Origin of the sequence: Shewanella sp. SM87 (genome assembly GCF_025653705.1) — a bacterium.
GTDB lineage: Bacteria > Pseudomonadota > Gammaproteobacteria > Enterobacterales > Shewanellaceae > Shewanella > Shewanella oncorhynchi.
The window spans coordinates 167568-181850 of sequence record NZ_JAKKSC010000007.1 but is presented as its reverse complement, the minus strand read 5'-3'; the positions used below and the strand labels follow the sequence as shown (position 1 = coordinate 181850).

Annotated in this window: 15 protein-coding genes; 10 read left to right on the top strand and 5 right to left on the bottom strand. The window is 42.9% G+C overall.

What is annotated here, in order from left to right:
* Positions 1-208: 208 nt before the first annotated feature.
* Together L5M11_RS07985 and L5M11_RS07980 are read right to left on the bottom strand one after the other, a co-directional pair.
* Entirely contained in the window at positions 209-1216 is a 1008-nt protein-coding gene (locus L5M11_RS07985) for a RimK family alpha-L-glutamate ligase (protein ID WP_105252744.1), read from the bottom strand.
* 20 nt (positions 1217-1236) lie between these two features.
* Entirely contained in the window at positions 1237-1686 is a 450-nt protein-coding gene (locus L5M11_RS07980) for a DUF413 domain-containing protein (protein ID WP_028760261.1), read from the bottom strand.
* A gap of 108 nt (positions 1687-1794) precedes the next feature.
* Between L5M11_RS07980 and hdfR the strand changes: the two genes are divergently transcribed.
* Entirely contained in the window at positions 1795-2664 is an 870-nt protein-coding gene (hdfR, locus tag L5M11_RS07975; protein WP_263191820.1) for an HTH-type transcriptional regulator HdfR, read from the top strand.
* A gap of 10 nt (positions 2665-2674) precedes the next feature.
* Here hdfR and L5M11_RS07970 read toward each other — a convergent pair whose 3' ends face one another.
* Positions 2675-3046, bottom strand: a complete 372-nt coding sequence (locus L5M11_RS07970; protein ID WP_028760259.1) for a diacylglycerol kinase — start codon at positions 3044-3046, stop codon at positions 2675-2677.
* Positions 3047-3325: 279 nt separating this feature from the next.
* Between L5M11_RS07970 and L5M11_RS07965 the strand changes: the two genes are divergently transcribed.
* A complete protein-coding gene (locus L5M11_RS07965; RefSeq protein WP_263191819.1) occupies positions 3326-4237 on the top strand; it encodes a DNA ligase in 912 nt (303 codons plus the stop codon).
* Positions 4238-4307: 70 nt separating this feature from the next.
* Here the strand turns inward: L5M11_RS07965 and L5M11_RS07960 are convergent, their stop codons facing one another.
* The gene (locus tag L5M11_RS07960; protein ID WP_263181832.1) at positions 4308-5378 is read right to left on the bottom strand and encodes a type I restriction endonuclease; all 1071 of its coding nucleotides are present in this window, start codon (positions 5376-5378) and stop codon (positions 4308-4310) included.
* 431 nt (positions 5379-5809) lie between these two features.
* Here L5M11_RS07960 and L5M11_RS07955 point away from each other — a divergent pair, with 431 nt between their 5' ends.
* The 8 genes from L5M11_RS07955 to L5M11_RS07920 all read left to right on the top strand — a co-directional run bounded on the left by L5M11_RS07955 (position 5810) and on the right by L5M11_RS07920 (position 12984).
* A complete protein-coding gene (locus L5M11_RS07955; protein ID WP_263191818.1) occupies positions 5810-6292 on the top strand; it encodes a low molecular weight protein-tyrosine-phosphatase in 483 nt (160 codons plus the stop codon).
* A 69-nt stretch (positions 6293-6361) separates the two neighbouring features.
* On the top strand, positions 6362-6658 hold the full coding sequence (locus L5M11_RS07950) for a hypothetical protein (protein WP_028760210.1): 297 nt from the start codon (positions 6362-6364) through the stop codon (positions 6656-6658).
* A gap of 298 nt (positions 6659-6956) precedes the next feature.
* Positions 6957-7424 carry a GNAT family N-acetyltransferase gene (locus L5M11_RS07945; protein WP_028760209.1) on the top strand — a complete coding sequence of 156 codons (468 nt, stop codon included), beginning with the start codon at positions 6957-6959 and terminating at the stop codon, positions 7422-7424.
* A gap of 724 nt (positions 7425-8148) precedes the next feature.
* Positions 8149-8274 (top strand): hypothetical protein, encoded by a 126-nt coding sequence (locus L5M11_RS07940; RefSeq protein ID WP_263185168.1) that lies wholly within the window; start codon positions 8149-8151, stop codon positions 8272-8274.
* 147 nt (positions 8275-8421) lie between these two features.
* Complete coding sequence (locus tag L5M11_RS07935; protein ID WP_263185167.1) at positions 8422-9738, top strand: hypothetical protein; 1317 nt, start codon at positions 8422-8424, stop codon at positions 9736-9738.
* Between the two features lie 19 nt (positions 9739-9757).
* Positions 9758-10288: a hypothetical protein gene (locus L5M11_RS07930; RefSeq protein WP_263185166.1), complete on the top strand. Its 531-nt coding sequence runs from the start codon at positions 9758-9760 to the stop codon at positions 10286-10288.
* Positions 10285-12273, top strand: a complete 1989-nt coding sequence (locus L5M11_RS07925; protein ID WP_263185165.1) for a GMC family oxidoreductase — start codon at positions 10285-10287, stop codon at positions 12271-12273. Before L5M11_RS07930 ends, L5M11_RS07925 begins: the two co-directional genes overlap by 4 nt.
* Positions 12274-12606: 333 nt before the next feature.
* Positions 12607-12984: an SH3 domain-containing protein gene (locus L5M11_RS07920; RefSeq protein ID WP_263191816.1), complete on the top strand. Its 378-nt coding sequence runs from the start codon at positions 12607-12609 to the stop codon at positions 12982-12984.
* Positions 12985-13296: 312 nt separating this feature from the next.
* On the opposite strand, the gene ylqF is transcribed toward L5M11_RS07920, so the two are convergent.
* Positions 13297-14238, bottom strand: coding sequence for a ribosome biogenesis GTPase YlqF (gene ylqF / locus L5M11_RS07915; RefSeq protein ID WP_011919190.1), 942 nt, complete (start codon positions 14236-14238; stop codon positions 13297-13299).
* Between the last annotated feature and the right edge of the window lie 45 nt (positions 14239-14283).

Genomic DNA, 14283 nt, shown 5'->3' with positions numbered 1-14283 from the left:
CTCGTGAGGTTGAATGAAATTTGAGTGAGCGATCACATCAATTGTGGATTGAAAGACTCAGGGCAAGTGCTTCCTGAACGGCTTTAGGGTTGTTGTATTGGATGGGGCGAGATACAAATGGATATAGACACAAACATGGCGGAGAATCATCGATATTGAGAATATCTAGCGGTACGATCCCGCTAGATATTGATATGTCCTAGTGCTTCTATTTCGTCTCGATAGAGGACGCAGATGATAGAAGTGACGGGGTAGAAGTCTCAGCCTCTACGCTATCAGCTACGATTTTTGGGCTACTTGGTTCATCTTTATTAAACATGCCTAAACGGATGCGAATAAAATGCAAAATTTGCGCGGCAATATCCACATTCAAACAGGACTCTAAGCCCTCAAACCCTGGAGATGAGTTAGCCTCACAAATTTTGTAATGGCCGTTATCAAACAATAAATCGATACCTGCAACATCAAGATCGAGAATATTGGCTGTTTGGGTGGCAAGCCATTCAATTTCAGGAGTGATCTGAAATGGACGCGCTGAACCACCGGCACTGACATTGGCTTTGAAGCTGTCTTCTTGACCACGCCTTTCATAGCAACCCGCCACACGACCACCAATAGTGAATACGCGTAGATCGCGCCCATGACTGTTAGCGATAAACTCTTGCAGAATGATGTTAGCGTTTTTGTTGGTCGCTTCAATCAACTGCATTAAATCGTCAAATTCACGCGCCTTATGGGATAAAAACACACCGCTGCCCTGTGAGCCTGAAAGCGTTTTAATCACCACAGGAAAACCGAGATGGCGTTCTACGAGGGCGATATCGACGGGGAATTTAACCAACATGGTTTTAGGCGTAGGCAGATTCTTCTCGGCCAACAATTGTTGGGAGAATAACTTGTCTTTAACGATTTCAATGGCTTTAGATGGATTGAGGCAATATACCCCTAATCTTTCTAAGTGACGAATAATGGCTAAAGCAAAGTAGGTCGTGCCTGAGCCCATTCGCGGAATGATAAAATCGGGCAGCTCGACGGCTTGCCCATTCAATAAAATACTCTTGTTATCTTCTCTGGTGACAGTCAGATCAAATTCATCAGGTGCGTAAACTTCCAACTCTATGTTATCGGCTTTTGCTGCCGCCAGTAGACGCTCAATTTCATACCATTCAGGTTTTAGCTGAGTCGCGGTTTCTTTATATAAAATCCAACCACGCATTTAGTAGCAAACCTTAATCTTCATTCTTTATCCTCGGGTTCAGGTTCATCCTGAACATCATCTTCAATATCAAATACAGCCTCTGCCTCTATTTCTATCTCGGGCTTGGTTGCAGGCAAATGCACTGTACCAACCACGGCATAAAAGGGTTTCCCCATGGCGAGCCTGCGATACTTTACCCAGATCTGCTCTAACAAGCTACTGGGCGCGATATTTCCTTTGGCGACTTCCACAAATTGGGCTTCATCGGAGGTGCAAGGCAGCGTTTTTCCTTCCGCTAAATTCTTCATCGCATGACCATGCAATTCAAGGAGTTCAGCTTCTTTATTGGTAAAATCGCCGCTTCGTTTAAACCCTTTGGGGAAATTAGCATCGTCGTAGAAACGTTTTTGAGAGACAAAACTGGCAGCAACTGAGCCGTTAAACGTCTCAGAACCCTTGTTAGCGTTAAAAAAAGACTGTTCAGACATGGCAGATACCCTCTAGTTTTTGATATACAAAGATTTGCAACTGGAGTATTGGCTAGTATTATTGATTTATAAATCAAAAAAATTTGCCTATGTTGGTCAAGAATTTTTATGGATACCGATTTACTAAAAACCTTTCTCGAAGTCTCCCGTACTCGCCATTTTGGTAAAGCGGCTGAGAATCTTTATCTCACCCGAAGCGCTGTGAGCTTTAGGGTGAAACAGCTTGAGAGCATTTTGGGTGTCGCCTTATTTGAACGGCAACGTAATAATATTCAGCCCACGCCAGCAGGCGAACGTATGCTTGGTCATGCCGAGGCGGTGTTAACAGCATGGGAGCGGGCTAAGCAAGATGTTTCCCTCAGTCAGTTACAGACAACGCAGCTTGCCATTGGTGCTGGGCCGAATATTTGGGACGCTTACTTGCAAGGTTATTTACAGGGATTGCATGTCGGTTTACCAGGCGTGGCGTTGCGCACCGAAGTGCTACCCGCGAATGCAATGACGCGTCAGCTAATGGACCGCACCTTAGATATTGCGATTTCATTCGATCCGCCAAAGCTTGATCAATTTGAGATAGTACAACTGGGGCAAATTAATTTGTTGTTGGTGTCGAGCTTAAAAGGTCAAACGGTAAAAGCGGTTGTGCCGGGGCAATATGTAAAAGTCGATTGGGGTACGGCGTTCAATATTGTTCACGCGCAGGAATATGCCTCGCTGCCAGTGCCAACGCTGCACACGAGTTCAGCACGTATTGCGTTAGATTTCATCTTCAATAATGGCGGCTGCGCATTTTTACCTGAGCATCTAGTGCAACATGCATTGCGCGGCGGCGAATTGCATCTTGTCAGCGGCGCGAATGCCATTTCACGAAATGTGTATCTTGCGTATTGGGCTGAGAATGACCGCTTAGCCCAGATCAAACAAGCCATCGACTTTTTAAGGGACGATGGCTCAATGATTGCTCATGCGACGGTTTAGAAACTAAGAATTAAAGCACTAGCGGCGTTAATACAACCAGCCAAGTTAATCCACAAAGCGCAAGACTCATAAAGACGGCAGCCGAGGCAATGTCCTTGGCTTGGCCACTTAACGGGTGTATTTCACTGCCGACACGGTCAACCACAGCTTCAATCGCCGAGTTTAATAGCTCAACAATCAACACGATAAACAACGTGAAAATCAGCATAAGGCGTTCAATAGTGCTGATATCAACCCATAAGGCTACGGGTAACATGACTATCGTCAAGATTAATTCCTGTCTGAAGGCGGCTTCGTGGATCCAAGCGGCCTTTAGGCCCTTCATCGAAAATCCCGTCGCTCTGAATATGCGCTTAATACCGTGATTATTGGCTGGTTTCATAGTGTTTCCAATTGACGTTAGCGACAAAGCGCTGAGGTTCTGCTCATTCAAAACAGGGGGAATAAACCCTACTGTTGTCTTTGTTAACATTTGACTGAGTCATAAATTTGGCCGCAGTATAGCCTGAGATGAAAAGTGCATAAACAATTAACTGAGCAAATTTGATCATCAACATTCGTTGTTAACTTAGGGAGTTAGTGACTTTTGCGGTTATTTTAGTGCAACTTTAGCCGTGCGGCCTAAGCTTGATGAAGGATATATTGCAGCGTGGGCAAGGGAATGACTCATACTAACCCGTTACGAAATTTAACATTTAATCAGTTCATCCGTTTTAGTATTTTTAAGCTCAGCTTGCTTTTACTTTGCGGTTTAACTCTTTCGGTTAACGCACAAACCTCACCACCTGCGATACAACTTGCTACCGAGTTTGATGCGACTCGAACTTCACAAGATATTAATATTCAAAATTTTTTGATTAGTGAGAAACTCGACGGGGTTCGAGGTTACTGGAATGGCAAGGAATTATTTACTCGGCAGGGGAATACCATCGCCACACCCATTTGGTTTACTGCGAATTTTCCGAATTATCCCCTCGATGGTGAATTATGGCTTGGGCGAGGTCAGTTTGAAGCAATGTCCAGTCTTGTTCGACAAACCTCAGCTAAGGATGATGATTGGCGCAAAGTGCGATTTATGGTGTTCGATGTCCCCAAGGCGGGTGGCGACTTTCAGCATCGCTATCAATTTGCGCTGACTGAACTGAGTGGCAAATCGAATTATCTTGAAGTCATAGTGCAGTTCCAAGTAGAAAGCCTTGAAGCCCTGTATCAAAAACTCGATGCCTTAGTTGCAAAAGGCGCCGAAGGCTTGATGCTGCATCGCAGTTCTGCGACTTATATTAGTGGCCGCAATCCTCATCTGATGAAGTTAAAACCTTATTATGATGCTGAAGCTACTGTTATCGCTTATATCCCTGGTAAAGGTCAATTTGCAGGGCAGATGGGCGCATTAAAAGTGCAAACCCCAGACGGCCGAATTTTTAGTATTGGCACAGGTTTTAGTCTCGCAGAGCGCCAACATCCCCCCGCTGTGGGCACTATTATCACCTATAAATACCTTGGGCTTACCGTTAACGGTTTACCGCGGTTTGCCAGTTTTTTACGGGTAAGAACCGATGTTGAAACTGAGTAGCCGTTCCTAGTAAATCAAATTGCGCATAAGTCTTTACGCTGAGTAATGCGCAATTGATATTTTGATAGTATTATTCGTAATAGGCGACTGTCGATAATAGTTGTTCACTGAAATTAAAAATATCATCTACAGAGTTAATAGGATGACGAGTTTCATTTTTATTTTCATCCACTAATCCTAGATACTTTTTTTTAGCATTGAAGTGTAAGCGGCATAAGGGTTTTCGGTTATTATCATCCAATAGTATGCCAAAGTAACTTTGGGTATCCCTTGCGATGATTCGATTAACTTCTATTTTTTGCCTCAATATAGCTTTTATCACATTGAAACCGTCAATTTCTTCTTCAGTAGTAACTACTTTAATTTTTTCATCATTGGATGGGATTGGGGTATCGATTAAATTTTTGTTTTCATCAGTTGGTTTATCATTGCCAATAGCGGATTTTAAACGTTCATTAATGCTGTCGTTGAGAAATTGTCTTAGTGCTTTATGAGTAATTTCAGCAAATTGATGTTTTACTTTAGGTGTAAGAACCCCATCATAAGCCCTTGAGGCAAAAAAGCGAATAAACTCTTCTTCAGGTTCTTTAAATTGCTCACTAATAATACGTTTTATCTGACTCAAGTATTTTAGTTCTCCTGCCGCGCTGACTATTGAGTTAACGTCGAACGAGTTTTTAGTCAGCTTTTTAACTTCAGGAATTAAGTGTTCATCAATATTTTCAAGATCTAAGATTAGAAATGGTTTTTCATCCATTTTGTTAGGAGCATCAAGATCGGTATAAAATTGATATTCAGTACCGTTTGTAAGAATAGCTAAGCGTGCATTTGTGACAGAAAAATAACGAAATAGTTGTGACGCATGCTTTATGGACAGCTTTTCATTGTACTTTTTGCATTCAATAAGGATTTGCACTTCACCTTCCTTAATTAATGCGTAGTCAACTTTCTCACCTTTTTTACCTATAGTATCTGCCGTAAATTCTGGGACAACTTCGCTAGGATTAAAAACATCATATCCTAGAACTGTATGCAAAAATGGCATGACTAAGGCATTCTTAGTCGCTTCCTCAGTTTGAAGGCTATTAGCAATTTGAGGGATACGTTTTGATAGAACATCGATTCGTTCAATAAAATCCATTTTACTTTTCCTCTTCTTGTACTTTGTGGTGTATTTTTTATTTGAGCGAGTATGCGGTGAACAGTCAGTTTTATTTTAAACCGTACTCTGACATATAAACCTAGTCGATAAAAAATCCTTAGCAAGGAGGCTAATTTGTTTCTGTGCTGTTTATCGTATATTTTACGGGTTAGGTTAAATTTTGAGCGTGCTTGGTATGTATATGGCTCAAGGGGAATATTTTAGCTGAGGTGACCCCCTTAACTTTCGGATCGTAGCGCGCATTTTATTTTTGATAATGGTTTGGCGTAAGAATATTTTGTATTTCTAGGTTTAACATGTTGTATTTATAGGTAAATAATTAATGTTTTAAGCTGCTTATCATATTAAGTTTACATCTAGGTTTAAGCACATTAGATAACTTATTGATAATACTAAGCTATGAGGTATTCATGTTAAAAGATCAAAGTGTACGGCGAATATTGATGGTTTGTATGGGTAATATTTGTCGCTCACCGACGGCAGAGGCGGTTTGTCGTTTTAAGATTGCTGAGCGCAGGCTTAATATTGAGGTGGATTCGGCGGGTACTATTGGTTATCACCAAGGGGATAAGCCCGATCCCCGCGCTATTGAGGCTGGTAAAAAGCGGGGTTTTAGTTTCGAGGGCATGCGGGCGCGGCAGGTGGTGAATGATGATTTTGAGCATTTTGATTTAATTCTAGCTGCGGATAATGCCAATTTGGCGGATCTGCTTAGCCGTTGTCCGGTTGAGTATCAACACAAGTTACAGTTAATGTTGTCCTATGCTGATACGCAAATAACGGAAGTACCAGATCCTTACTATGGCGGCGCACAGGGTTTTGAACTAGTGCTCGATCTCCTCGAGCAGAGTATGGAAGCTTTATTAGATCAATTGACCGAAAAGTTCCGTTGAGATGCGTATTTCCATTTACGGTTTGGGTTTTATGATAAGTTCGGGTAAATCCCCTTATGCGAGATGACGATGAAAGTAATGGATTCTGAAAACCGAGTATGGTTCCTTTTGGAGCATGAAGGTCGCTTGTACTTGAATGCAAATTGCAACATGAGTGCATTTGGCTATAGCTATATGATCCAGCTCAATGGTCAGGAACTGCAAAATTATGAAGGTGGTGGCCGCGAGTATCTAAATAATCTTGCTCACGATATTCATTATTCTGTTCCAATTGCAAAAGACACAACGTCAATTTACAAAGGTCGTGAAGTTTCAAAACAGCTAGCTGGTTTAGCAACAGAAGCGATTAAAGCGTGGCGTGCTTAAAATCGGTTAACTCTAAAATGCCCCAAAGCTTGTTTCAAAGTTTAAAATGCAAGTAGGGCGAATAAAGTTGTGGCTATAAAAAAGCTAATGTGATGAGGTTACTTTCAACCTAGAAGTCATGCCATTCCGAACTTTCAATAAAGCCACAGCAAAGTAAACATCATCATAAAGTCATTAATAGATATCAGTATAGTTTGACTACAAACATCAATGGTTGTGGGCTGCTTGCCTTACAAGGTTAAGTTGGTAAGATGTTGTTCATAAAGAAAATCAAATCGTTGTACATCTAAGGACATATATGGAAATTTCATTACTTGCCGATAATCCCTCTGCGATAGACACGGTAGCTAGTTGGTATTTCAACGAATGGTGCCAAGACAATGGTAGTTATACCAAGGAGGAAGTCGTTGAAAAAGTCTCTGCATCAATAAATCGAGATACCGCGCCTATTCTGATCATTGGAAAAGTAAATGGTGTTCTTGCTGGTTCAGCAGAGCTAAAAATTCGAGAAATGGACATATACCCAGAATTTGAATTTTGGCTTGGTGGTGTTTACGTCACTCAGCAGGCTAGGGGACAGGGTGTCGCCTCAAAACTTGTGAAAGAGATAATATCGCTAGCACATAAAATAGGCGTGAAAAAATTATATCTTCAAACAGAAGATTTAACTGGAGGTTTGTACTTACATCATGGGTTTAAGCCTATAGAACAAGTGAATTATAAAGGTATAAATGTATTGGTTATGGGCACAAACATCGGTGAATAACAAGTTTGTGAAGGTATGCTGCGGCTCAATTGAGGGAAACAAGTGGAACGACATGGTCATATTTTACAGGGCTACCTAAGTAGGTCAAAGCATCCCCAAATGGCATCATTTTTAATCTTAGGGTTTTCGTCAGTACAAGAAAATAGATTTCCTGTTTCAACAGTAAGAACCAGTTGTGTTCTGTTTCAGTCAAAGTGTTTATAAAGTCATTAGCAGGGCCATATAATCAGATGCTGAGTGACTCTTTACAGAATCTAATGATGAAAACAAGTCGAAATCTTCCAAACTTTGACAGTTATTGTTGAATCAATGGCTACCAAATAAGAATAGGCCGCGCGTGGTTGCGACCGATTTTACGATCGCTTAGTCAGTATTGGAGCACTGCCCACGCTTGGCCCTCGCAGACTTCAGATCAATGTTGAACTCTTGATATCACATTATGCTTTTACTGCTGTTATCGTCGTGTCGTGTGGCGGGCTTTTTTACAAATAAAATAAACCTTCTGCCTCACGCTTGACAATAAGTGAAACGTAAACAATCTTTTAACATGGAATATTTTCAGAAGGTTACTTTTATTTCTGCAGCATAGAATTGTTTTCACTACGGGAACACAGGAGTGTTTAACCCTTCCACTGAGATAACTAGGTTTCATTTGAGGTGATCCTCAATGGATTATCTAGGCTCAAGGTATCGTGATAAAACGCAATCATGAAAAGGAATTTCAATGAAAGACGTTAATATTTATCCGTATCAATCATTCTGTTCAGACCTGCTCAGTGAGCCAGAGACTGCGATCAAAACAGCAAACTTCAATTTTAATATCGAAACCCATTTATTGGGATTTGGTTGAGGTCAAGTTTTGTTCGCTATTTGTATTGTGACATCACGCCTGCAGTGGCGGGTGTTGTGAAAGCCCTGATTTTAAGTCGTTAAAGAAAGTGGAGTCGTAAACGTTTTAAGCATTGAATAAGTCCCAATAACAAGGAGAGTTAATTTCATGTCTATCAAAAATTTTAGCTATAGAGCGCTTTTTTTGTGTATGAGTGCTGCTGTATATGCAGAAGCACCAGTAGAGACAAAAGCAGCTATAACGCTACCCACGTTAAGCCCTGTTATGCCGCTGGAAATCACAGCAAAATCCCCAGTCTCACTCGAAAGCCTGCAACATGATTTTGATGATTTTTCTTGGCAATCGTTTATTGCACTTAACTGGCCAGCAAATGCCGATGGCACACCCAATACTATGTCTACCATTGGGCAAAAAACTAACCAGCCAGTCGTGTGGCTGCATTGGAAGGAAAGCCGGGAGATTTTTTTACCCGATGGCGTAAAACCACCTGGGTGGGATCAGTCCAATAATGTGCCGGATGTTTGCAAAAGTATTGATCCAAAGTCCATTCCTGAAGGGACTATTTATTTAACGCAAGTAGGGAAGACCCCGAATGTGTTGGATGAAAGTGGTGAGCCTTTTACAACGGGTCCATTGATTGATCAAAACGGGCTTTATACCCGTTATGAAATATTAACCAATGAAACCATGTTCAATTTTATTTTGGACAATAACCTCTACAGTAAAAAAGGACAGAAACAGTTTAATGCCGATGTCGATTTTACCGCGAGCGACAGTAAAACCGGGCAGGTAGGTTCTATCATGCTTAAGGCCTCATGGATAAAAATGGGCGGCAAGTTTGATGCGACGAATTACTATACGACTTATGCGCTAGTTTATAACAATCCCGAAGAGCAACACGGGGTCAAGCCCGCGTGTGCGCTTGAACAAGTCGGTCTAGTGGGGTTTCACATTGCTCACAAAACCACGGGTGAACCACAATGGATTTGGTCTACCTTTGAGCATGTCGCTAACGCGCCAACCCAAGGTGAGTCAGCATCATTGTCGGCATATAATTTTTACGATGCTAAATGTACTGACTGCAAAGTGAATGAACCACCAGCACGCCCCTGGGATCCGGCAAACCCGCACACTAAACCAACTCAAGTGGAACGCGTCATTCCTATCACTGCCGACGCTAAAGCCTTAAATGCCAGTTATCACGCAGCACTCGACGCTGTAGTGCCGGGATCGGTATGGAAGAACTACGAATTGATCAGTACGCAATGGCCTACCGATGCCAAAAATCCCACCGATCCAACGGGCGTGCCTGCTCCCTCATTTTTAGCGAACACCACGCTCGAAACTTATATCCAAGGTTCGGTAAAGCAAACATCAAGTAGCTGTATGGCTTGTCACAATAATGCGGCAACCACTAACGGTAATTTTGCTGATTTCACTTACTTGCTGCAACGCGCGCAATAATTTACGAAAGGAACTCATCATGACTGATATTACAGGCGCGACTGCCGATACTATGAATAATTTTATTGGTTTGAGCGCGGTATTAACCGGCTTTGCTACCAGTATTATTGCCCCGACATTGGATCCCGTGGATATTAAATCCGAATACTTAGCCGTGTTTACGCAAAAAATAACCGAAGAATCGAAGGACCTAACTTTAGTTACAACTATTCTGCAAAAATTTGCGGCGTTAAAAGCGCAGCAATTATTAGATCAACAAATTGGCACGCAAATGCTGGCGCCAGATAACGGGGCTAATTTTGTGTTGGCCTGTCGTAAATTGATTTTTATGTGGTACTCAGGTGCATGGCCAACCATTATTCCCGCGACGGATACAGAGCCGGAAACCACGGTTAGCGATATGATTTCGGCAAAAAGTTATACCACAGGTTTAGTTTGGCAAGTTATGCAGGCTCATCCGATGGGGGATTCAAATTATCGCTATGGCTATTGGGCGAAACCACCCGCTGTACTGTCGGCATATACGGGTCATCAAGGAGGTGCTGTATGAGCACTCAAACCAATTACGATGTCATTATTGTGGGATCAGGTATTGCCGGTTCTATCATGGCTTATCAACTGGGGATGGCGGGGAAAAAAGTATTAATCCTCGAAGCAGGGCAGGAAGTGCCGGTTGACCGCAGTGGTTACATGGAAACCTTTTTTAAAGCCAATGCTAAAACACCAGAGTCACCTTATCCTCCAACCACGCAAAATCCAGCGGCATCGACGGCGGATAATCCACTCGGATTGCCTGATCCCGCGAAGGAGAATGTGCCGCGTTATACCGTGTTGCAAATTGGCGCATGGCGCAATCCAAAGCAATGTTATTTCGATTACACGCCGCAGTCTGAGCATTTGAAACCTGACAGCCCTGAAGCAAAGTTTGCTTTTGCGAGTTCCTATGAGCGTATTGGCGGCGGCACAACTTGGCATTGGCTAGGAACCAGTTTGCATCTATTGCCCAATGATTTTGAGTTGCAAACCCAGTATAAGCAGGGTGTGGATTGGCCCGGTGGAAAACAATTTTATCAGGCGCTGGTTCCTTACTATGAACAGGCGACCAATGAGATTGGCGTCGCCGGTGACAAAGAGGCGATGGATCAGCTTTATCGCGGATTTAATGTTTCACCGGATGGTGTTTATGGGCCGAATTACGATTACCCAATGCCTGGCATTGTTTCATCTTTAGTTGATCAACAATATGAACAAGCTGTGAGCGATATGGTGTACGACAATATTCAATTGTCAGTCACGCCAACCCCCCAGGGGCGCAATTCATTACCGGGTGAACGTCGTCAATGTGCGGGGAATACGAATTGTATTCCTATTTGCCCTATCCAAGCCAAATACGATGCCACTGTGACGCTCGGGCGAGCATTGCAAACCGGCAATGTTGATGTGTTTTATCGTCATGTTGCGACAAATGTTCAAGTGGATGAAAATACAAAGGATGTTGTTGGTATTGATTATGTGACCTATCAAACTCACGGAGGGATAGCGACGGGCGGCGGTACCGTTACGGGTAAAAAATATGTGATTGCAGCTCACGCGATTGAGACGCCTAAATTATTGCTCATGTCTAAACGTAATAAAGCCTGTCCGAACGGCGTCGCCAACCATAGCGATCAAGTGGGGCGTAATTTGATGGATCACATTATGTATTTGGCCTGGGGTCTGGCGAAAGATCCTGTCTATGGTTTTCGGGGGCCTTTATCTACTGCGGGTATAGAAAGTTTACGTGATGGCGCCTTTCGTAAAGACCGTGCCGCCTATCGTATTGAAATCGGCAATGAAGGTTGGCAGTGGGCAGCAAATGATCCATTCACGACCTTAGCTGATTTTGTATTTGGGCAAAATAATTCGCAATTAAATGGGGATTCTGTCAATCAGCAGGGGATTCCATTACGGTTTGATCCCGCCATGTCTGCGAATAGCGCCTTATTTGGTGCCTCACTGGTGAATACCTTGAATGGTATTTACACACGGCAAATTCGTATGGGCTATTTAATTGAACAATTACCTGATCCGGAAAACCGTGTCGAGTTGTCGGAGACGCTGAAAGATAACTTAGGTTTGCCGCGCCCCAAATTAACCTATCGTGTACGCGAGGATTATGTGCGCAATGCGTTCGTGTCGGCTAAAGATATTTCGACCAAACTCTTTGACGCCCTTGATGCGCGGGAATATACCAAGGCTCCGCCTGCGCCGGTATTTTATGGTGATAAGAGTCAAGTAACGTCGAATAATTTTGAATATCAGGGCCATAATTTTACGTTTTACGGTGCTGGACACATTGTGGGGACGTATCGAATGGGGGACTGCAGAGATACATCGGTGGTGAATCCTCGTCAGCAATCTTGGGATCATAGCAATCTGTTTTTAGTGGGTAGCGGAGTGTTTCCAACGGTTGCAACGGGTAATCCAACCCTCACTTTGGCAGCATTGGCATTCCAGGCAGCAGATCATGTTTTGGAAGACCTTAAAATAAGTTAAAAATTTTTAACTATTCATTGGCTTGCTGTTAGTCTCCATTGAAAACCGCGTGCAAATTGGCGCGGTTTTTGGCTAACTAAATATACCTTCATATTACGCTAACTGGCATTTTCCTACTCATAATGCAGTTTATTGTCATCGTATTTAAAATCAAAATATTACAGTTTTTTATGCTGATAATTAGTTTGAAAACTGTGCATGCGTGTGTTGTCGGATTGTATGTCTGATAGAAAACTGATAAGTTTCACTCAAACTGAGCGTTAATTGGGCGTACTTTAATAAGCGAATAAAGTTAATTTTTACGATTACTTATCAAAAGGTTAGCTGAAAAAAATGACTGCTAAGAAATATATCGTTGTCAATCCACATGAAAGTGAGTTTCCTAACCCCATTACGTTCAAAAAAGGTGATTCTCTTACCGTTGGAGACAAATATGCAGGTCCTGAAGGCTGGGATCTCTGGTTCCTTTGCACTACGCCGGGGCAAGATGCTGGTTGGGTTCCTGGTCAAGTGATTCAGCGCCTAAAAAATTCCAACGGACTGGCGCTTGAGGATTATACGGCAAGAGAACTTAATGTGCATGAAGGGGAACAACTCATTGGCACACGAATGTTGAATGGCTGGGTATGGTGTATAAAAGCTGTCAGTGAAGAATCAGGGTGGGTACCATTAGAAAACTTGAAAGAAGTGGTAGATCCATCCCGCGACTAAAGCACCTTTGCCGTGCAGTCAAACCCTAGATGGCTCCTTGGTGTATTGTGCCAAGAGGATGATGACTGGCTGATATTGAGAGCTTATATCAGGCACGCAGAAGTCATTGGCGTAAAAGTGTTTTTTAACGCGAAAATTTCGTTTCAGATAATAAAAAAGCCAGTATATTCAATATACTGGCTTTAACTTTAAACATTGATGAATGAGCGCCATAAGCTGGAATATAAAAGTCATCAGCGTCTTGTCTTTAACGTCTTTAACGTCTTTAACAAACTCTGCGCCTTATATTCCAAATGCAGAGTGGCGGGTTGACTAGTCGTTATGACGTTTGCCTGAACGTTTAAGTCTCTCTGCTGCCAATTTGGCTTCTTTCTCTGCTTCTTTTTCGGCCATGATACGGGCGACTTCAATCTTTTCAAGCTCTGCCATCGCAGGCGTTTCTAGCGAGAGTAAGCCTATTTTCCCCGAGCGATATTCATGCAGTAATAACTCTGATGCCTTGTGCATATCGATGCGACCACCGGGACGTAGCGCTCCACGTTTACGGCCGATTTCCTCGAGAAGTGCGACATCATCCTTTGGTAATTCACTTAAGTTATAGCGCTCACAAATCTCTTTTGGATAAGCGGTTAAGAAATACTTGGCGGCGAACAGGGCCACATCTTCATATTCCATCGCCGTATCTTTAATCGCGCCAGTGACGGCAAGGCGATAGCTGCTCGCTTCGTTATCCACTTTGGGCCATAAAATACCCGGGGTGTCCGACAGCACGATACCGTTACGTAAATTGATCCGTTGCTGGGTTTTAGTTACCGCAGGTTCGTTACCGGTTTTGGCGATAACACGGCCAGCTAAGGTATTGATGATGGTAGATTTCCCAACGTTGGGTATTCCCATGATCATAGTGCGAATGTCTTTTTCGGTTTTATCGCGACTTGGCACTAGCTTACGACAGAGATCAGGGATTTTTTTCACCATTGCCGCTTGCAGCGTTGTGATCGCCGTGGCTTTGACGCCTTGCTCACGCTCTAAGTATTCAATCCATTGTGCGGTGATCTCTGGATCGGCCAGATCAGATTTATTGAGCAGTTTGATACAAGGTTTGTCGCCTCGAAGCTGAGCCACCATGGGGTTTTCGCTACTGTAGGGAATACGCGCGTCCAGCACTTCGATAACAAGATCGACCTGAGGCATTGCCTCTTCAATCTCCTTGCGTGCCTTGTGCATATGCCCCGGATACCACTGAATTGCCATGATAACGCCTTGTCCTAAATAACTTAAAGAACGGCTATTCTACCT